The sequence below is a fragment of the Brevundimonas sp. genome (genome assembly GCF_013823285.1).
Taxonomy (GTDB): Bacteria; Pseudomonadota; Alphaproteobacteria; order Caulobacterales; family Caulobacteraceae; genus Brevundimonas.
Genome location: NZ_PNLV01000051.1, coordinates 1 through 18690, shown reverse-complemented (window position 1 = coordinate 18690; position 18690 = coordinate 1). Strand labels below are relative to the sequence as shown.

Below are 18690 nucleotides of genomic sequence, written 5' to 3'. Positions count from 1 at the left end.
GGCGATGAACACCGCGTCCTTGTAGCCCAGCAGGCCCCAGAAATCGTCCCAGTAGGAATAGGCCGGCTGGTCCGAATAGCCCTCGTGGCTGATGGTCGGCGGCAGCAGGCCGTACAGATGCCGCCGCTCCGGCGTCCGGTTCTCCGCTGTCCGCTCCGAGGCGCGCAGCTGATCCATGTAGGTGATGGCGCCCTGCACCTGCGGCCACACCGAACGCAGCAGACCCAGGTCGCCGTTGTAGCGATACGTCTCGGCGGCCAGGAAGATGTACTCCCCGTGGCTGTCGTTCTCGGGCACCGGGTCGGCGCCGCGCGCATCCACGCAGCACGGCACCTTGCCGTCGCTGAAGATGTAGGGCGTGAACCAGCGCAGATAGTCCGCCGACACATCGACCCAGCCCAGCCGGTTCAGCCCCTCGGCGATCATGGCCCCGTCCCGGATCCATGAGCGATTGTAGGACCGGGTGCCCGGTTTCAGGTTCGGCCCGTCGCGCGATATCAGGATGTGGGCCAGCGACGACCGCATGACGTCGACGATGCGCTGTCCCTCGTCGGGCACGGTGATGTGGAACCGGTCCAGCTTTTCGCGCCAGACGGCGGCGGTGCGCTGCTCGACGCCGGCCAGCACCGCCTCGGGCGCGCCTGTGAGGGCGGGCAGGGCGCCTTCCAGCGGCGCGGCCCAGCCGACCACGCGGCGTTCGCCGGGCGCCAGAGTCACGCGCCAGGTCATGGCGGCGGCGGCCAGACCGGTATCATCCTGAACCGAGTGGGAGGCAGCGCGGCCCGAGGCGATCAGGCTCTGCGGGTCCGATCCCGCGTCGAAGGTGGAGGCCGTCACCCCGTCCGGCGCGGACAGGGGCGTCACCGCGAACGCATCGCCCAGCCCCAGGCGCCGCCCGTCCCAGTCGATGCGCGTCACGGGGCTGACCCCGCCCGGCGTCGACAGGAACTGCACCGGGCCGTTCACCTGCAGCGGCCGCGCCGCCAGCGCCAGGGTCAGGTCCAGCGTCCGGTTCGAGGTGTTGGTCAGCACATAGCGGCCATACAGTGCGGCTTGCTCGGGCGCGCCCTCGGCCATGGCGGTGACGTCCAGCGTCCAGTCCTCCGCCGCCCAGCGCACGGACGGAATGGGCAGGTCGTCGTCCCGCAGGCTCTGGGTCACGCCCACGTCGGCCCATGTCACCAGCCGCCCGTTCTCCACCACGAAGGGCTCCACCGATGGCCCGCCACGACCCAGTTCGATGGCGCCGTCCTCGCCCATCAGGCCGCTGTCGCCGCCGCCGTCCACGCCCACCAGGGTCCAGTAGGGCTGCTCGCCGTGAAAGCCGCGCGGATACAGGCCCCGCCGCGCCTCCTCCGCCACCGCTGTGACGAAGCTGGTGGCGTCCTCGCCGAAGCTCAGGGGTTCGATCTCGATCTCGTTGAGGGCGTAGGCCTCGCCCGGCCCGTCCATCAGGTCCAGCCGCAGCCAGCGCGCGGCGGTCTCGGTCAGCAGGATCGGATCGGCGCCGCCATCGCCCCCGGTCACCTCACGCAGGCGGGTCCAGACCTGCCCGTCCGACGACGTCGAAAGCGTGTACCGGGCCGCGTGTTCCTCCTCGGCCCAGCGCAGGGTCACGCCGCCGAACTCGCGCTCATAGCCCAGATCCAGCGTCAGGCTCTGGGCGCCGCCCGCGGCGCTGCGCCAGGGGGTTTCGGGGTCGCCGTCCACCGCCTGTGCGGCGGCGAACACGCCGGCTTCGGAGGTGGCGGCGGCGATGGGGCGGGGCGGGGACGACGGTTCGGGCGGCAGCTCGCGCAGGGTCAGCTGGTCCACCTCGATGAAGCCCACGCCGCCTTCGCCCGCGGCGATGACGAACTCGATGCGCTCGGATCCGCGATAGACCGGGTCCGGGTTCGGCCCCCAGGCCTTGACGATGTGGCGGCGGCGGATGGTGATCAGGGTCCAGTCGTCGGGCGCCTCCCAGCGCGTGACCTGGCGCCAGTGCACATTGTCCACCGAGGCGTCGGTGAACTTGACCTCGAAGGTGTTGGCCGGCCCCGCGCCGCGCACCCAAAAGCTGATCTCGTAGTTGGCGGGCGGGTCGATGGTCAGGGGCCGCGCCGCGAAGGCGTAGCCCGACACGCCGTTGAAGTCATAGTCCAGACGCAGGGCCCGCCCCTCGCGGCCGTCCACCTGACTGACCCGGGCGCTGATGTCGGTGGAGGCGTCGGCGCTCCAGGCCGAGATGTCCTCGAAATCGTCCAGCACGGTCGCCTGCGCCAGGGCGGCGCCGGGCAGGATCAGGACAAACAGGGCGATCAGAAGACGGGTCAGCATGGCTTACGCACTCACAAGGGATCAGCCCTTCACGCTCCCCGCGAGCATGCCGCGGATGTAGTAGCGTTGCAGGGCGAGGAAGAGGATCAGCACCGGCAGGACGGTGATGACCGATCCGGCCATCATCATCTCGATGTCCTGCACGTGCTCCCGCGACAGGGTCGCGAGGGCCACGGGCAGGGTGTAGTTCGACTGGTCGGTCAGGATGATCAGGGGCCACAGGAAGTCGTTCCACGAGCCCACGAACACGAACAGGGCCAGGGTCACCAGAATCGGCTGCAGGGTCGGCAGCACCACGCGGGTGAAGATCTGACGCTCCGAGGCGCCGTCCACCCGCGCCGCCTCCAGCATCTCGTCGGGGATCGACAGGGCGTACTGGCGCACCAGAAACAGGCCGAAGATGGAGGTCAGCCACGGCACCAGCGCCCCGGCGTAGGTGTTCACCAGTCCCACCTGCTTGAGCATCAGGAACAGGGGCAGCGTGCCGATCTGGGCCGGAATCACCAGCGCGCCCACCAGCATCTGGAACAGCCGGTCGCGACCGGTGAAGCTCAGCTTGGCGAAGGCGTACCCCGCCGGGACCGTGAACAGCAGGCACAGCCCCGTCGCCAGTCCGGCCAGGGCGACGCTGTTCCACAGGTAGCGCCCCATGCCCTCGTTGGCGAACAGGTCGCGGTAATGCTCAAAGGTGGGCCGGGACGGCAGCAGCGGCGGCGGGAAGGTCGCCGCCTCGCCTGCGCTCATGAACGACACCGACACCATCCACGCCAGCGGGAACAGCACGACCAGGCCGATCAGGGCCACGGCGATGTTGAGCAGAACCTTGGGCAGGGCGTGCTTCATGTCTCGCCCCCCAGACGGCGCGAGACCCACAGCTGCACCAGGGTGATGGCGAAGATGCACAGGAAAAGGATGAACGCCACGGCGCTGGCGGAGCCCAGGTTCCACCATTTGAAGCCTTCTTCGTACATGAAGTAGAGCACCGTCACCGTGCTCTGGGCCGGGCCGCCCTGGGTCATCACATAAGGCTCGGCGAACAGCTGGAAGAAGGTGGCCACCGAGATGATGCTGACCAGCAGGACGGTCGGCGCGATGGCCGGCAGGGTCACATGGCGAAACTGCTTGACCGGCCCGGCGCCGTCGATGCGGGCGGCCTCGTACAGATCCTCCGGCACGGTCTGCAGCACGGCCAGGAAGATCAGCATGGAATAGCCGAACAGCTTCCACACCGCGAAGATCAGGATGGCGGGAATGGCCGTTTCGGGCTGGCCCAGCCAGTCCACCGGCGGGATGCCGAACCCGTCCAGCACCCAGTTGATGACGCCGTAGCGGGTGTGCAGCAGGTAGCGCCACACCACCGCCGTGGCCACGAGGGTCGTCACATAGGGGGCGAAGAACGCCACCCGCCAGATGGGCCGCCACTTCACCATCTTCGAGTTCAGCAGCACCGCCGCCAGCAGCGAGGCGACGATGGTGGCCGGCACGCCCAGAACGGCGAACCAGGCGGTGTTGCGCATGGCTGTCCAGAACAGCGGATTGCCCAGCAGGCCCACGTAGTTGTCCAGCCCCACGAAGCGCATGTTGCGGATGTCGGCCAAGGCGTAGATGTCGAAATCGGTCAGGCTCAGCAGCAGGGCGCCGAACACCGGAATGACCAGAAACAGGGCCACGGCCGCCAGCGCGGGCGAGACGAAGCCCCAGGCCGCCCGTTCAGTCCGCGCCGCGCTCATACCGCCCGCCCCTGATCCAGCATCCAGCGCCGCTTCTCCAGCAGCCGGTCGGCGCGCCGGTCGATTTCGGCGCCGGCGGTTTCAGGCGTGTATTCGCCGCGCACCATGCGCTCGGCCACCACCTGCATCTCGGTGACCACCCGCTCCCATTCCGGGGCCTTGGGCACCGGCACCGCGCGCTCCAGTTGCCCCTCGAACGGCGCCAGCTTGTCGTCGCCGCGAATGCCCGCAACGTCCCAGGCCTCCACCTTGGCCGGCAGGTTGCCGGTCAGGGCGTTGAAGCGCGCCTGGGTGTCCACCTGCGACAGGTACCGCACCAGTCGCCAGGCGGCCTCCTTGCGGGGCGAGCTGTCGAACACGATCAGGCTGGAGCCCCCCGGCGCCGAGGCGCCCGGCCCGTCCGGGCCCGGCACGCCGACGGTGGCCCAGTTCGCCTGCATGGCGTCGGACAGGCGCCTGCGGAAGTCGCCGACGCTCCAGGGACCGGAGAAATAGAAGCTGAAGAAGCCCCGGCTGAACTCGTCCCAGACGTTGGATATCTGCGTCGCCGACATGGTGGGCGCCAGACCCTCGTCGAACAGGCTCTTGTAGAAGGCCAGGGCCGAGACGAACGCCGGGCTCGAGAAATTGCCGCGGCTGTCGTTGTCGCGCAGCAACGGTTCGCCGGTCTGAAGGCCGAACGTCAGAAGTTGCTCGAACTCGTTCACCGGCATCAGGATGGCGTAGTTCCCGTCCCCGGCCGTGCGCTTGACCGCGTGCATGGCGCGCTTCCAGCCCGCCCAGTCCTGGGGCACGGCGCCATAGCCCGCGCGCGCCAGAAGGTCGGTGCGATAGAACACCAGCCGGGTGTCCACGTACCAGGGCGTGCCCATGATCCGGCCGCCGATCCGGTTGGTCTCCATGACGCTGTCGAAGCCGCCGGCCACGATGTCGTCGGCGTCAGCGGGCACCGGCGTGGCCGCGCCGATGGCCGTCATCTCGGCGATCCAGGTGTTGCCCACCTGGCTGACGTCCGGCAGCGAGTCGCCGGCATAGGCCGTCAGCAGCTTCTCGTGGGCGGCGGTCCAGGGCAGGGCCTGAACCGAGACGCGCACGTCCGGGTTCAGGCGATGGAACTCTTCCAGCAGGGCGGGGGTCGCGGCCCCCTCATTGCCCATGGCCCACAGGCTCAGGCGTGTGACCCCGCCGTCCGGTCTTGCGCAGGCCCCCGCCGACGCGGCCAGGCCCCCGGCCATCAGGCCGAGCGCCGCGCGTCGATGAAGGCCGGATCCGCTCATGCGGTCAGCCATCCTCCGGTGAAGCCGGCGCGCTCGAGGCCCCGGCGCAGGTGCGGGTCGGTGCGCATCAGCCGCCAGACCAGATCGGACTTGTGGTTCTCGATCATGATGACGATGGGCCCCTGATCGATGCCCAGATACTCGTCCGCCACCCATCCCCGCTCGGGGTCGACCGAGCCGTGCAGCAGGGCGTTCCCGCCCGTGTCGGTCAGGGTCGGGTTGAAGGCGTCCAGGAACCCGTAGTCGGTATAGGTCTCGGGATGGCGGGCCTTGATGGCCTTGACGCAGGGGATGACGATCTCCGGCGCGAAGGCGATGGAGGCCGCCGCCGCCGTCGGGGCGATGGTGCCGTCGTCACGCTCGCCGGGCCCGCGCGCGGAGTAGCTGAAGAACTCCCGTTCGCGCCCGCCGATGTCCAGGACGAAATCGCCCGGACCGTCGCAGGCGGTCAGGCCCCAGACCTCGTCCGAATAGCCGGTCCAGCCGCCGGGGTTTTCCAGGGCATAGGCCTGTTGGGCGTAGGTCGCGCGGCGGCTGTTCTCGAAATAGTCGAAGCCCTTGTCGCGCATGTAGGGGTCCAGGATGCCCCGGAAGTCCACCCACTTGTGGCTGTACTGATGGCCGAACATGGGCGCGAAATGCAGGTGGGGCTGGCCCCGGTGTTCGGTCCAGCTGAGGGTGTCATAGGTGGAGCACCAGGTGGTCCAGGCTTCGGGCCCAACCGGGTGGGTCGGGCTGCCCAGGGCCATCAGGACCACCAGCATGGCCTCGTTGTAGCCTTCCCAGCGGTGTTCGATGAAGCCGGTCTCGGGGTGCCAGCCCATGGTGATGTAGGCGTCCCCGTAGGGCTGGGCCCAGGGCCATTCCACCCGTGCATAGACCGCCTCGGCCAGTTGCCGGATCTCGGCCTCGTCAGGATGGTCCTGATCGAAATACCGGGCGGCGAACAGCATGCCCGCCACCAGCAGGGCCGTGTCCACGGTGGACAGTTCGGTGGTCCCGAAGCGGTGGCCGGTGTCCATCTCCAGGAAGTGGTAGAAGAAGCCCTTGTAGCCCGTCACGCCGCGCGCCTCGGGCCCCTGCGGCGCGTTGTAGAAGAACCGCATGGTGTTCAGGGTCCGCTGGCGGCCCTGCTCGCGGGTGATCCAGCCGTTCTCGATCCCGATGGGCCAGCACGTGAGGGCGTCGCCCACGGCGGCCACCGAACAGAAGCTGAAGCTGGGCGCCCGGTCCGGCGTCAGGCCGGTCTCATGGGGCGTCACGTCCCAGAACCAGCGGAAGGTGCGCTCCTGGAGTTCGGCGATCTCGGGATCGAGCCTGCCCGGCGCGGCGCCTGTGGCGCAAGCGCCCAGGGACGCCAGGGAAAGCCCGCCGGCGGCGGCGCATGAGGTCAGAAGAAAACGACGGCGGTCCAAGGCGGAACCTCCCTACGCGTTACTGTATCAAAAAATTGGCCGCCCCCGGGGAGAGTTGGGGGCGGCCAAGGCTCAGGAGAAAACCGTTACCAGCGGTAGCGCATGCCCACCTGGAAGCTGCGCGTGGGCAGAGAGACGCTGTTCGGGCTTCCGTACTGCGGAGAGTTGAAGTCCTGATTGAAGCTCGAGTAGTTGCGGAAACCGAAAACGTTGATGGCGTCCACATAGATCTGTGCCTGATGGCCCTCGAACAGGTCGAAGTTCTTGGTCAGGCGCAGGTCCAGCTGGCGATAGGCCCAGGCGTCCGGAATGATGAAGCTGAACTTCTCCGGACGGCCCTCGTTCCAGCAGATGTTGGGCCCGCCGGCCGGCGCGTCGGGGCAGTTGAAGATGGTGTAGGGCCGGCCCGACCCCAGAGTCAGGAAGCCTGACAGCTGGAAGTCGAGAGGCAGGTCCACCAGGCCGCTTGCCGTTATGCGGTGCCGTTCGTCCGTGGGTGAGTAGAAGGTCGGGGTCGTATCGATCCAGTTGTAGTCGAAATCGAAATTCCCCAGGCCCTGATCACGGCTGCCGTTCTGGGTGGCCTCGGACAGGGTGTAGTTGATCTGGAAACCCCAGCCGTCGGCGCGGGTGTAGGGCTTGTCAGCCTGCAGATGCAGGGCCGCATATTCCCGTTCGCGGTCGTGGTTGGAGATGAAGACCAGATTGCGGAACTCGCTGAAGCCGACCGAGGTGGGCGTCGGTCCGCCGAAGCGGTTGCCGTCCGTGGCCGGGTTGCCGATGTACCAGCTGAATTCGTTGTCGGTGAAAGCATAGGCCAGGGTGGCCGACAGCTGCCAGTTATTCCACTGCTGGCGCACACCCAGATTGAACTGGTCGGTGCGCGGCGGCGGGGCGTCGTTGCGGATCAGGAACACCTCGCCGGCGCCGGGGGTGGCCGCCAGCAGCGGGTCAAGACCCTCTGGCGTCAGATAGGCCGGATCCCAGGCGACTGTGCCGGGCCGCGAACCATCTACCGAGAAGAATACCTCGCGAATGAACTGGGTCGGCTTGAACCGCTCGTCAAAGGGGAAGTTGAAGCCGATGCGGTCGTAGTAGCGGCCCGCTCCGCCGAAGATCACCGTGCTCTGGTCGCCGAACACGTCGTATGAGAAGCCGATGCGCGGCTGGAAGGCCTCCGTGAAGGCGTCGCGGTCGCCATCGGCGATGTAGTCGTCGGGGTTGAAGTACTCCGGGAAGCTGTAGCCCGGCAGGGCCTCCATGGCCGCCAGCATGTCGCGGATGTTCTGCGGCGTGGAATAGTCGTTGTTGACGGCGTTGTCCTCGTAGTCCCAGCGCAGACCCAGGTTCAGCTCCAGCCGGTCGGTGATGCGCCAGTCGTCCTGGATGTAAAGACCGATGACCGCATTCGAGATGTCCGCCGGTGCCACCGCGGTGCCTAGCGAGACGCGAACCGGGATTTCGGTTGATCCGTTGATTTCAGGCCGGCCGTCGACATCGAACCAGAACTGCGGATTGCGTCCGAACTCCTTGTTCACGAAGTAGCTCTGATCAGAGTACTTGAATCCCAGCTTGATCGTATGCTCGCCGTTCCACTCGATATTGGTGAAGGTCAGGTCGTTGCGGAACGTGATGCTTTCCTGCTCGATGTTCTGATTGTCGCTGCGTCCCCCGAGGGTGAAGACGGTCGCTTCCCGGTTGAACACGTTGAACTGGAAGCCCGGCGTGTCCGGGTCGTTGTCCCGGAAGACGGCGTATTCAGCCCCGTAGGTGTCGAAGTTCAGGGCCGTCGGATTGTAGGTGTAGTTGAAATAGTCGAGCGACATCTCGTTCAGGAAATTGTCTCCCTGATACTGATGGCGCAGAACAATGGAGCGTGTCTCACCGTTGATCTGCGTGGCGCGGTCCGGGCCATTCTGGCCGCCCACATCACGGATGTCGGACTCTTCGCGCCAGGTGCCGGTGAGCTCGATGCGGTTGCGATCGTTGACCTGCCAGCTCAGTTTGCCGAAGAACAGGTCTTGTTCGAACGGTGTGGCGAAGTTGCCGATCTGGTCGGCGAACAGTGACGCGTACTCGGGCCGGTTCAAGAACGTCTGCGCCGAACGAGTCTCGTCCTTGCGCTCGTAGGACGCGAGGAAGTGCAGGCGATCCCGGATGATCGGGCCGGACAGCACGAAGCCGTACTGCTCGCGGGTCAGCTCGGGCTGTTCCGCGCCACGCAGTTCCGAGAAGTAGTCCTGCTGGATCCACTCCTCGTTCTGATAGGTGGCGAAGACCTCGCCCTCAAACTCATTTGAGCCCGAGCGGGTCACGGCCGTGATGATCGCCGACCCGGCTTGCTCGTACTCGGCCTTGAAGTTCTGGGAGACGACCCGGAACTCCTGCACGGCACCTTGCGGGAAGGGGTTGCCGCGGCTGTCGTCCTGACCGGCCACGCCGCCGTCAATGATGGTGGATTTCTGGTTCTGGCCGTCGATGAAGACGTTGATGGCGGTGGCGGGCTGCCCCCCGGCGGTGATGGTGCGCTCGGTCTCGCCCTCAGTCACGCGCACGCCCGGCGCCAGGGCGGCGAAGTTGAGGAAGTTGCGGCTGATCTGCGGCAGGGTGTCGATCTGGGTGCGGCTGACGTTGGTCGCCACCTCGGAGGTCCGGGTGTCGGCCAGCTGGCGGGCCACGATGATGACTTCCGCCACTTCAGTCGCGCCGGGGTCAGCCGCGGCGACGCTCGCCACATCCACGTCCAGGGTGCCGGTCTGGCCGACACCGATGCTCACCGTCTCCGTCGTGCTCTGTCCATCGGCGGTGGTGACGGTCACCTCATAGGAACCGGGGCGCAGGCCGGACAGCACATAGTTGCCCGAGGCGTTGGCCGTGGCGCGCGAGACATAGCCGGATGCGCTGTCACGCGCCACGATCTGGGCGCCGGCCTCCGCCTGGCCCTGGTCGCTGACATTGCCGCGAATGGTCGAGGTGGCGGTCTGCGCCATGGCGCCGCCCGCCAGGAGCAGCGAGGTCGCGATGGCCGCCGCCGATGCGCCCATCAGGCCTCGGTGACGCTTGGTGTTCCGGATCATGGTCTTAACCTCCCTGAGCGAGCACGGCCTTGGCGCCGCCTTTCCCGCTGTTGCTGCTGCTGGACTCGCGTACGACCAGCTGCGGTCGCACGATTTCGTGGGCCGGAGAGGACTCTCCAGCGTCGCCGATGAGGCTCACCAGGCGCTCCAGGGCGCGGCGGCCGGTCCCGGCGATGTCAATTCTCATTGTGGTCAGGGTGGGCCGCACCAACGACGAAATCGGCACGTCGTCGAACCCGCCGACGGCCACGTCCTCGGGACAGCGCAGGCCGGCTTCCTGCAAGGCCAGCAGCACGCCGAGCGCCATCATGTCGTTGCCCGCGAACACGGCGTCGGGACGGATGTCCATGGCCGCGATGGCGGCGCCGGCGCGATAGCCGGACGCCTGATCGAAGTCGCCGTCCAGAACCACCGGCTCAATCCCCGCCCCGGCCATGGCCGCCAGGTAGCCGGCGCGCCGCGCCTCGGCTTCCAGGTTGCCGCCGGGCCCCGCCACGTGGGCCACGCGACGGCGGCCCTGGTCCAGCAGGTGGCGGGTCATGGCCTCCGCGCCGCCGTGGTTGTCCACGATGATGGAGGACCGCTCCACATCGCGGGCGCCGCCGTTCATCAGCAGGACGGGCAGGGAGCGCGGCATGCTGGCGGCCAGGGCTGCGGCGTCGAGATGGGGCGACAGGATGATCAGGCCGTCCACGCGCCCGCGCATGGACTTGATGGCGAAAGACGCCTCCTCGGCGTCATCGTGCGAGCTGGACACGATCAGATGCAGCCGCTTCTCGCGCGCCGCCAGATCCATGCCCCGGATCAGCTCCGAGAAGAACTCGCCGAACAGGTCCGGCAGGATCACGCCCACCGTGTCGGTTTTTCGAGTGATCAGGCTGCGTGCGCCGGAATGGGGGACATAGGACAGGGCGTCGACCGCCTCCATGACGCGCCGGCGCGTATCCTCGCCGACGACGCCCTGGTCGTTGAGGACGCGGGAGACCGAGGCTACAGACACGCGCGCGCGCGCCGCCACGTCCTTGATGGTCGCGGCCTTCACGATCGCGCCTCACGGGCTGATGTGGGGGCTTTCGCCGTCATCCTGTCGCTGTCTCCCTGACCGCGTTCGAACTGTCCCGGCAGCCTTGACGGCGGTCCGGCGTTCAGCGTGTAATCGTTTACATGACACAGCGGTAATCGTTTAGGCAAGCGTTTGTCGAACGCTCGAACATGAACGGACCGGCGACCACTCCAGGGCAGGAACACCCCGCATGAACCGAAGCTACGAATTTCCCGAGGGATTTCTGTGGGGCGCCGCCACCGCCGCCTATCAGATCGAGGGCTCATCCATGGCCGACGGGGCCGGGGCCTCCATCTGGGACCGGTTTGTCCATACGCCCGGGATGATGAAGGACGGTGACACCGGCGAGGTGGCCTGCGACCACTATAACCGCTGGCTCGAGGACATCGGGCTGATGACGCGCCTGAACCTTCAGGCCTACCGGTTCAGCGTGTCGTGGAGCCGGGTGATGCCCGAGGGGCGCGGACGCATCAACGAAGCGGGCCTGGGCTTCTACGACCGCCTGGTGGACGGCCTGCTCGAGGCGGGCATCGAACCGCTGTGCACCCTGTACCACTGGGATCTGCCCGCAGCCCTGGATGATCGCGGCGGCTGGCTGAACCCCGACATCGCCGACTGGTTCGCCGACTACGGCCAGGTGCTGTTCGAAAAATTCAAGGGCCGCATCAAGACCTGGGGCACCATCAATGAGCCCTGGGTGATCGTGGACGGGGGCTATCTGCACGGGGCGCTGGCCCCGGGCCATCGCTCGGCCTTCGAGGCGGTCATCGCGGGCCACAACGTCCTGCGCGCCCACGGCGCCGCCGTGCGCCGTTTCCGCGAAGTCGGAGGGGGCCGGATCGGCATCGTCCTGAACATCGAGCCCAAGTATCCCGCTTCGGACAAGCCTGAAGACGAGGCCGCTCGCCGCCGCGCCGAGGCCCAGATGAACCGCTGGTTCCTCGATCCCCTGATGGGGCGCGGTTATCCCGACGAGTTGAAGGACGTTTACGGCCGCGCCTGGCGCGAGTTCCCGAAGGCGGACTTCGACCTCATCGCCGAACCCACCGACTGGATGGGCCTGAACTGGTACACGCGCGCCGTTCCCGAGAACGACCCCTCCGCCTGGCCCGTGCGCGCCCGGCCGGTGAAGCAGGTCCAGCACGCCCACACCGAGACCGGCTGGGAGGTCTATCCCCCCGCCCTGACCGACACCCTGGTCTGGCTGCACGAGCAGACGAACGGCATGCCCCTGATGATCACGGAAAACGGTTCGGCGTGGTACGATCCGCCACACGCCATCGACGGCCGCATCCACGATCCCATGCGGGTCGAGTACCTCAAGAACCACCTGAAGGCGGCCCACGACGCCATCGGCAAGGGTGTGAACCTGACCGGCTACATGGCCTGGTCCCTGTTGGACAACCTGGAATGGTCCCTCGGCTTCTCCAAGCGGTTCGGCATCACCCACGTGAACTACCAGACCCAGGAGCGGACCATAAAGGACTCCGGCCTGCTCTACGCTGAGGTCATCCAGACCAACGGCAAGGTGCTGGATACGCTCTAGGCCTGGGTCAGGTCGCCCGCGCCGGCCGGTCCCCGCGTCACGGTGAAGCGCGCCGCCTCGCGCACCTCGAAGGGCTTGGCCAGGATGGTGGACACCGCCTTGAGCTCGGCCGTGGCCTGCTCCCGCGTCAGGGTCAGCAGCACGAAGCCCTTGGAGGACTGGTCGCAGAACACGACCTCCTCATTGGTCTGCGCCAGGGCCGGGCCCAGCGGCAGGCCGGGGACCGCGTCGCCCACGGACGGGCTTGAGATGGAACTGGTTCCGAACTCCACGCCGCGGCGTTCGCCGGTCGCGTCCTTCAGGTCGTTGACCCAGAAGGCGTGGCTGTCGCCGGCCAGAACGATCGGCGCGACGCCCGCCTCGGCGAAGGCGGCGTACAGGCGCTCGCGCTCGGCGGGATAGCCGTCCCAGCTGTCCAGATTGAACGGCAGGCCGAAGCGGAACAGCTGGATCGACTGCTGCACCTGCGCCCGGATAGCGTCGGGCAGGCTGGCCAACAGGCCCTCGATCATGGGCGCCGGCACGGTGTCGGCGATATTGGGGCCGGCCACGCGGGCCATGACCACCTGATTGCCGATGATCTGCCACGGACGGCCCGCCAGACGCGACGCTTCCAGCTCGCCCTTCAGCCAGGCGATCTGATCTGCGCCCATCAGCTCCCGAGCCGGATCGTGGCGGATGGTCTCGAACCCCGCCACGTCGGGGATCGGATTGCCCGCCGCGTCCGTGATCATGGGCAGGTGGGTAGCGTAGCCGATGGGCTCGTCCCGGGCGGTCAGGCGCGTCTCGACCATCACCAGGGTGGCCAGATCCCCGAAGTGGAAGGTGCGGTTGACGGCCTCCATGGACAGGCCGGCGCGCGGCTCGCGGATCGGCATCCACTCGTAATAGGCACGCAGGGCGACGGCCTTGCGCACGCTGTAGTCGCCTTCATCGCGCGGCTGGTGATTCTGGGCTCCGGCGGTCCAGCTGTCGTTGGCGACCTCGTGGTCGTCCCACACGCAGATGAACGGTGCGCGCGCGTGGGCGGCCTGCAGGTCAGGGTCGGTCTTGTACTGGGCATGACGGCGGCGGTAGTCGTCAAGGCTGACGATCTCGTGGGCGGGGTCGGGGACGCGGTTCAGCGCCGCCCCGGTGGCCATGCCGTAGTCGTCGGCCTCGGCGCCGTACTCATAGATGTAGTCGCCCAGGTGCACGACCGCATCCAGGCGCTCCAGCCCGGCAATGGCCTCATAGGCGTTGAACAGGCCGCCGGGGTGCAGCTGGCACGAGGCCACCGCCAGCACCACGTCCTCGGTCCCGCCCGCGGGCAGGGTGCGGGTGCGGCCCTCCGGCGAGCGCACGTCGCCCACGGCGAAGTCGAAGCGATAGCCGACGCCGGGCTGCAGACCGCCCACGTCCACCTTGACCGTGTGGTCACGCTCGGGCCCGGTCTCGACCGTGCCCGAGGCGATGACCGTGTCGGCGTCCAGCGGCCGGATGCGCCACTCCACCGAGACCATCGCATCGACCCGGTCCGGACTGACCCGGGTCCACAGGATGACCCGGTCATTGAGCGGATCGCCAGAGGCGACGCCATGGCGGAATTCGACCGCCGCAGCGGCCTGGCGGGCCTGTGCGGAGGCCGCGGGGGCGGCGGCCCCCGCTCCGATCAGGCCCAGAACGCGGCGACGGTCGATGCGCATGACAGCGGCTCCCTAGTAACGCAGGCTCAGGTTGACGCCCCAGGTGCGGGGACGGCCGGGGATGAAGGTCGGCATGCCGATGCCGTCGCCGGTGTTGCCGGCGTCCTTGATGAACTCTTCGTCCAGCAGGTTGTCGCCGAACACCTCGACGCCCCAGTTGGCGCTGTCCGGCGCATAGCGCAGACGCAGGCTGAGCAGACCGTAGCTGTCCTGCAGCTCGTCCTGGATCAGGTCGGGGACCAGGTTGTTGGCCTGCAGGGCCGGAAGGTCGTTGTCGTCGTCGAAGAAGACCTCGGACTGCCAGGTGTAGGTGGGCTGGATCTCGAAGGCGCCGGCGCCCGCGCGCACCCGCCACACCGCGCCCACCGACGCCATGTGGTCCGGCGACAGGCGGAAGCTGTTGCCCTCATAGATGCCGTTGCCGAAGCGGGAGTGGTTGAAGCCGTAGGTGGCGAACAGGTCCAGGTCCGGCGTGGCGGCGTAGAAGATCTGGCCCTCGAAGCCGTAGGACTCCGCTTCGCCCGCGTTAGTGACGAAGAACCGGGTCCCTTCCTGCACCGTGGTCTGGAAGTTTTCATAGGTGTAGAAATAGACCGCCCCGTCCAGCCGCAGGCGCCGATCCATCAGCGCCGTCTTGGCGCCGATCTCGAAGCTGTCGACGGTCTCCGCCTCGATCACATTGAAGGTGGGTGCGCCCTGGGGCGCCGACGGGGGGCTGACCGACAGCACCTCGGGACGACGGCCCCGGGCGTAGTTGGCGTAGACGTTGACGTTGTCCGACACCGCATAGCGGGCGGTCAGGCGCCAGGTGAAGCCTTCGTCCTCATGGTCCTGGGTGATCATGTCGCCGTTGTTGGCGGTCGGCTGTGCGGTGAGGGCGAACAGGGGAAGGCCGGGCAGGGTGGCGAAGCCCGGCGTGGCCAGGGCCCCGATCAGGCCATTCAACTGGGCGTTCAGGGCGGCGGCCTGGGTCAGTGCCTCGGGCGTGCCGACGGCGATCAGTTGCTGAATCTGCCCGGCGATCGCTTGGGCGCCGAGGATGCCGCCGAGGGTCGAGCGGCCGTTATCCACCTGCGAGGCGTAGCCGGTGGTCTTCTCGTCGGTGGTGTAGCGAAGGCCTCCCGACAGCTCCAGGCGATCGGTGACCTGGAAGGTCACGTCGCCGAACACGTCCCACGAGGTCAGCTCCGACGCATTGATGGGCGTTTCGATATGGACCGGCTTCAGGTTGGCGGCGATGGCCGGAGCAAGCGGGCCGGCGCCCAGCGGGGTCAGCAACTGACCAAGGATCAGTTGGGACAGACCGGGGTAGGCCGCGGCGGGCAGCGTGCCGCCGCCCAGCCCGCCGTCGAGGAAGCCCGAAAGCTGAGCCAGAGCCATGCGCTCGTCGAACTGGGTGGGCGTGCGCTGGTAGCCTTCCTCATGGAAGTAGCCGGCGCCGACGAAGCCGGTCACACGCGGTCCGGCCTGGAAGTTCAGGCGCAACTCCTGGCTGAACTGCTCGCCATAGGCTTCCTCGGCGGCCGTCAGGATGGGCAGGGAGACGCCGTCGGCGTCGAAGGTCTCGTAGGAGTCGAACTCGCGGTAGGCCGTGATGCTGTTCAGGATCAGGGAGGGCGAGAACTCCCAGGCCATCAGGCCCGTCACGCCCCAGACCTCGCGGTCCAGCCCGAGAGACTTTCCACCGTCGAAGTCCGCGCCCGGCGTCAGGGCCGCGCCCGCCCACGGATCGATCGGGCCCAGTGGGGCGCCGGTCACGGGATCGGCGGGGGCGTAGGCCATGGAGGTGAACGGCGTGCCCGAGGCGCGGTCGGTCTGGTAATTGGCGATGACGTCGATGCTGAAACCGGGCGCCGGTTCGAACGCGCCGGAAAGGCGGAAGGCCTCGGTGTCGATGCTGTTGTAGTCCTGGCCTCCCAGCAGGTTCTCAACATAGCCGTCACGACTCTTGAGGCGGGTGGCGAAACGGATGGCTGCGGTCTCGCCCAGCGGCATGTTGATCATGCCTTCGGCCAGGCGATAGCCCAGGTCGCCGGCGCCCACGCGGGCCTCGGCGTCGAACATGCCCGGTTCGGCCCGGCGCTGGACGATGTTCACCGCGCCGATGAGAGCGCCGCGCCCGTAAAGGGTGGATTGCGGTCCCTTGGCGATCTCCATGCGCTCGATGTCGAACAGCTCGACGTAGGAGCCGCGCGACTTCGAGATGGACACACCGTCCTGATAGACCGACACGCGCGGCTCGGCCGTCGCGGCGCCGGAGTCCGATGTTATGCCGCGCATCACGAAGCCGGGGTTGTTGGGCGACTGGTTCTGAACCAGGAAGCCGGGCACGAAAGCCGAGAGCTCCTCGAACTCCTGCACCCCCAGATCGCGCAGAAATTCGCCGTCGTAGGCGGTGAGGGCGAAGGGGACCTCGATGGGGTTCTGGGCGCGGAGCTGGGCGGTGACGATGATTTCGTCGACCTCGGTGGCCTCCTGGGCCTGGACGGCTCCGGCCGCGAGGGCGCAGGCGGCCGCCGCGCTCATGAGACCGATGCGACAGGATGTGATGCGAGCCATGGTGAAGTCCCCCGATTTGGATGGACCCGCACTAATCGCCGTTCATGTAGGACGCGCGACAGCTTGGCCACGGTAGGGTGACGGTTGATCCGGGACGCTGGAATTCCGGGATCATGGGCGCCGGCGCCACAGGCCGGCGAACCGTCTCCACTCAAGTCCGACAAAAGCGGTTGCGCCCCGCGCCCGCATCGTTTCACTGTGACGGTTCGCAGGGAGGCGATGCATGACAGACACCAGCCGCGCCGAAATCCGCCGGGCCGAGGACAAGGCCTACTGGAGAAAGAATCTGACCCTGATGGGAGGGCTGCTGGCGATCTGGTTCCTGGTGTCCTTCGGGGCGGGGATTTTGTTCCGGGACTGGCTGGACCAATTCAGCATTGGCGGGGCGCCTCTGGGCTTCTGGTTCGCCCAGCAGGGCTCGATCTATGTCTTCGTGGCGCTGATCTTCGTCTATGCGGCGGTGATGGACCGCATCGAGCGGCGCCATGCCGCTGACGACCAGGACTGAGGGCGGGATCATGGAGACCATCTTCGGCCTGTCGCCGACCCTGTTCTGGACCGGCCTGTTCGTGATCACCACCTTCGGGCTCTACATCGGCATCGCCATCTGGGCCCGGGCCGCCAGCACCAATGACTTCTATGTGGCGGGGCACGACGTGCATCCCGTCTTCAACGGCATGGCCACCGCCGCCGACTGGATGAGCGCGGCCAGCTTCCTGTCCATGGCCGGGATCATCGCCTTCTCCGGCTACGACGGTTCGGTCTATCTGATGGGCTGGACCGGCGGCTATGTGCTGCTGGCGCTTTTGCTGGCGCCCTATCTGAGGAAGTTCGGCAAGTTCACGGTGCCGGACTTCATCGGCGACCGGTACTATTCCCAGACCGCCCGCATCGTGGCGGTCATCTGCGCCCTGTTCATCTCCTTCACCTATATCGCCGGCCAGATGCGCGGGGTCGGCATCGCCTTCTCCAACTTCCTGAACGTCCCCATCGAAATCGGCGTGATCGTGGGCGCGATCGTGGTCATGTTCTATGCCGTTCTGGGGGGCATGAAGGGCATCACCTACACCCAGGTGGCCCAGTACTGCGTCCTGATCTTCGCCTTCATGGTCCCGGCCATCTTCCTGTCGCTGCAGATCACCGGGTCGCCCATTCCGCAGCTGGGTTTCGTGGGCAACGCCCAGGACGGCACGCCGCTTCTGCTCAGTCTGGACCGGACCCTGACGGACCTCGGATTTTCCGCCTACACCGAGGGGACCAAGGCGCGCATCGACGTGTTCGCCATCACCCTGGCCCTGATGGTGGGGACGGCTGGCCTGCCCCATGTGATCATCCGCTTCTTCACCGTTCCCAAGGCCTCGGACGCGCGAAAGTCGGCGGGCTACGCCCTGGCCTTCATCGCCATTCTCTACACCACAGCCCCGGCCGTGGCCGTATTCGCTCGCTCCAACTTCATCGATACGGTGCACCAGTCAGAGTACTCGGTGGACGTGCGGCGGGGCGAGGCCACGGCGGCCGAGCAGGACGAGGGCGCTACGCCCCAGTGGTTCTACAACTGGGAGCGTACCGGCCTTCTGGAGTTCACCGACAAGGATGGCGACGGGCGCATCCGCTACGCGGCCGACCCGGCGGTCAATGAGGTGACCCGCCTGGATCAGGACATCTTCGTCCTGGCCAATCCCGAGATTGGCGGCTTGCCGGCCTGGGTCATCGGCCTGGTGGTGGCGGGCGGTCTGGCGGCGGCCCTGTCCACGGCGGCAGGCCTGCTGATGGTCATCTCCTCGGCGGTGTCCCATGACCTGTGCAAGAAGGTGCTGTTCAAGGGCATGAGCGATGCGCGGGAACTGCTGGTGGCGCGGCTGGCGGCGGTGGTCGCGGTGCTGATCGCCATTCTGGCGGGCATCTATCCGCCCGGCTTCGTGGCGGCGGTGGTGGCCTTCGCCTTCGGCCTGGCCGCAGCCAGCTTTTTCCCCGCCATCTTCCTGGGCATCTTCTGGAAGCGCATGAACAAGCACGGGG

Annotated in this window: 12 protein-coding genes; 3 read left to right on the top strand and 9 right to left on the bottom strand. The window is 67.4% G+C overall.

What is annotated here, in order from left to right; translation table 11 throughout:
• From C0461_RS08845 to C0461_RS08815, 7 genes are all read right to left on the bottom strand, one after another.
• A partial coding sequence (locus C0461_RS08845; RefSeq protein WP_292105885.1) for a discoidin domain-containing protein occupies positions 1-2319 on the bottom strand: 2319 nt, incomplete at its 3' end.
• 21 nt (positions 2320-2340) lie between these two features.
• Positions 2341-3162, bottom strand: coding sequence for a carbohydrate ABC transporter permease (locus C0461_RS08840; protein ID WP_292105881.1), 822 nt, complete (start codon positions 3160-3162; stop codon positions 2341-2343).
• Positions 3159-4049 carry a sugar ABC transporter permease gene (locus tag C0461_RS08835; protein WP_292105879.1) on the bottom strand — a complete coding sequence of 297 codons (891 nt, stop codon included), beginning with the start codon at positions 4047-4049 and terminating at the stop codon, positions 3159-3161. The genes C0461_RS08840 and C0461_RS08835 overlap by 4 nt, the downstream gene beginning before the upstream one ends.
• Complete coding sequence (locus tag C0461_RS08830) at positions 4046-5326, bottom strand: extracellular solute-binding protein (protein WP_292105877.1); 1281 nt, start codon at positions 5324-5326, stop codon at positions 4046-4048. Before C0461_RS08830 ends, C0461_RS08835 begins: the two co-directional genes overlap by 4 nt.
• Positions 5323-6741, bottom strand: coding sequence for a glucoamylase family protein (locus C0461_RS08825; protein ID WP_292105875.1), 1419 nt, complete (start codon positions 6739-6741; stop codon positions 5323-5325). The genes C0461_RS08830 and C0461_RS08825 overlap by 4 nt, the downstream gene beginning before the upstream one ends.
• An 86-nt stretch (positions 6742-6827) precedes the next feature.
• Positions 6828-9818: a TonB-dependent receptor gene (locus tag C0461_RS08820; protein ID WP_292105872.1), complete on the bottom strand. Its 2991-nt coding sequence runs from the start codon at positions 9816-9818 to the stop codon at positions 6828-6830.
• A 4-nt stretch (positions 9819-9822) separates the two neighbouring features.
• Positions 9823-10860 carry a LacI family DNA-binding transcriptional regulator gene (locus C0461_RS08815; RefSeq protein WP_292105869.1) on the bottom strand — a complete coding sequence of 346 codons (1038 nt, stop codon included), beginning with the start codon at positions 10858-10860 and terminating at the stop codon, positions 9823-9825.
• Between the two features lie 211 nt (positions 10861-11071).
• Between C0461_RS08815 and C0461_RS08810 the strand changes: the two genes are divergently transcribed.
• Positions 11072-12427 carry a GH1 family beta-glucosidase gene (locus C0461_RS08810; RefSeq protein WP_292105867.1) on the top strand — a complete coding sequence of 452 codons (1356 nt, stop codon included), beginning with the start codon at positions 11072-11074 and terminating at the stop codon, positions 12425-12427.
• Here C0461_RS08810 and C0461_RS08805 read toward each other — a convergent pair.
• On the bottom strand, positions 12424-14112 hold the full coding sequence (locus C0461_RS08805; RefSeq protein WP_292105864.1) for an alkaline phosphatase D family protein: 1689 nt from the start codon (positions 14110-14112) through the stop codon (positions 12424-12426). The genes C0461_RS08810 and C0461_RS08805 overlap by 4 nt on opposite strands.
• Before the next feature lie 12 nt (positions 14113-14124).
• Positions 14125-16671, bottom strand: a complete 2547-nt coding sequence (locus C0461_RS08800; protein ID WP_292105863.1) for a TonB-dependent receptor — start codon at positions 16669-16671, stop codon at positions 14125-14127.
• Positions 16672-16894: 223 nt separating this feature from the next.
• Here C0461_RS08800 and C0461_RS08795 point away from each other — a divergent pair, with 223 nt between their 5' ends.
• Together C0461_RS08795 and C0461_RS08790 are read left to right on the top strand one after the other, a co-directional pair.
• Positions 16895-17179, top strand: a complete 285-nt coding sequence (locus C0461_RS08795) for a DUF4212 domain-containing protein (RefSeq protein WP_292105862.1) — start codon at positions 16895-16897, stop codon at positions 17177-17179.
• On the top strand, positions 17157-18690 hold a 1534-nt coding region (locus tag C0461_RS08790; RefSeq protein ID WP_292105859.1), incomplete at its 3' end, for a sodium:solute symporter family protein. The genes C0461_RS08795 and C0461_RS08790, both read left to right, overlap by 23 nt.

Bases quoted from the DNA above. Each gene is read 5' to 3' on its own strand.
- C0461_RS08840 (WP_292105881.1), bottom strand. From the start codon at position 3,162: ATGAAGCACGCCCTGCCCAAGGTTCTGCTCAACATCGCCGTGGCCCTG.
- C0461_RS08835 (WP_292105879.1), bottom strand. From the start codon at position 4,049: ATGAGCGCGGCGCGGACTGAACGGGCGGCCTGGGGCTTCGTCTCGCCC.
- C0461_RS08830 (WP_292105877.1), bottom strand. From the start codon at position 5,326: ATGAGCGGATCCGGCCTTCATCGACGCGCGGCGCTCGGCCTGATGGCC.
- C0461_RS08820 (WP_292105872.1), bottom strand. From the start codon at position 9,818: ATGATCCGGAACACCAAGCGTCACCGAGGCCTGATGGGCGCATCGGCG.
- C0461_RS08810 (WP_292105867.1), top strand. From the start codon at position 11,072: ATGAACCGAAGCTACGAATTTCCCGAGGGATTTCTGTGGGGCGCCGCC.
- C0461_RS08805 (WP_292105864.1), bottom strand. From the start codon at position 14,112: ATGCGCATCGACCGTCGCCGCGTTCTGGGCCTGATCGGAGCGGGGGCC.
- C0461_RS08800 (WP_292105863.1), bottom strand. From the start codon at position 16,671: ATGGCTCGCATCACATCCTGTCGCATCGGTCTCATGAGCGCGGCGGCC.
- C0461_RS08795 (WP_292105862.1), top strand. From the start codon at position 16,895: ATGACAGACACCAGCCGCGCCGAAATCCGCCGGGCCGAGGACAAGGCC.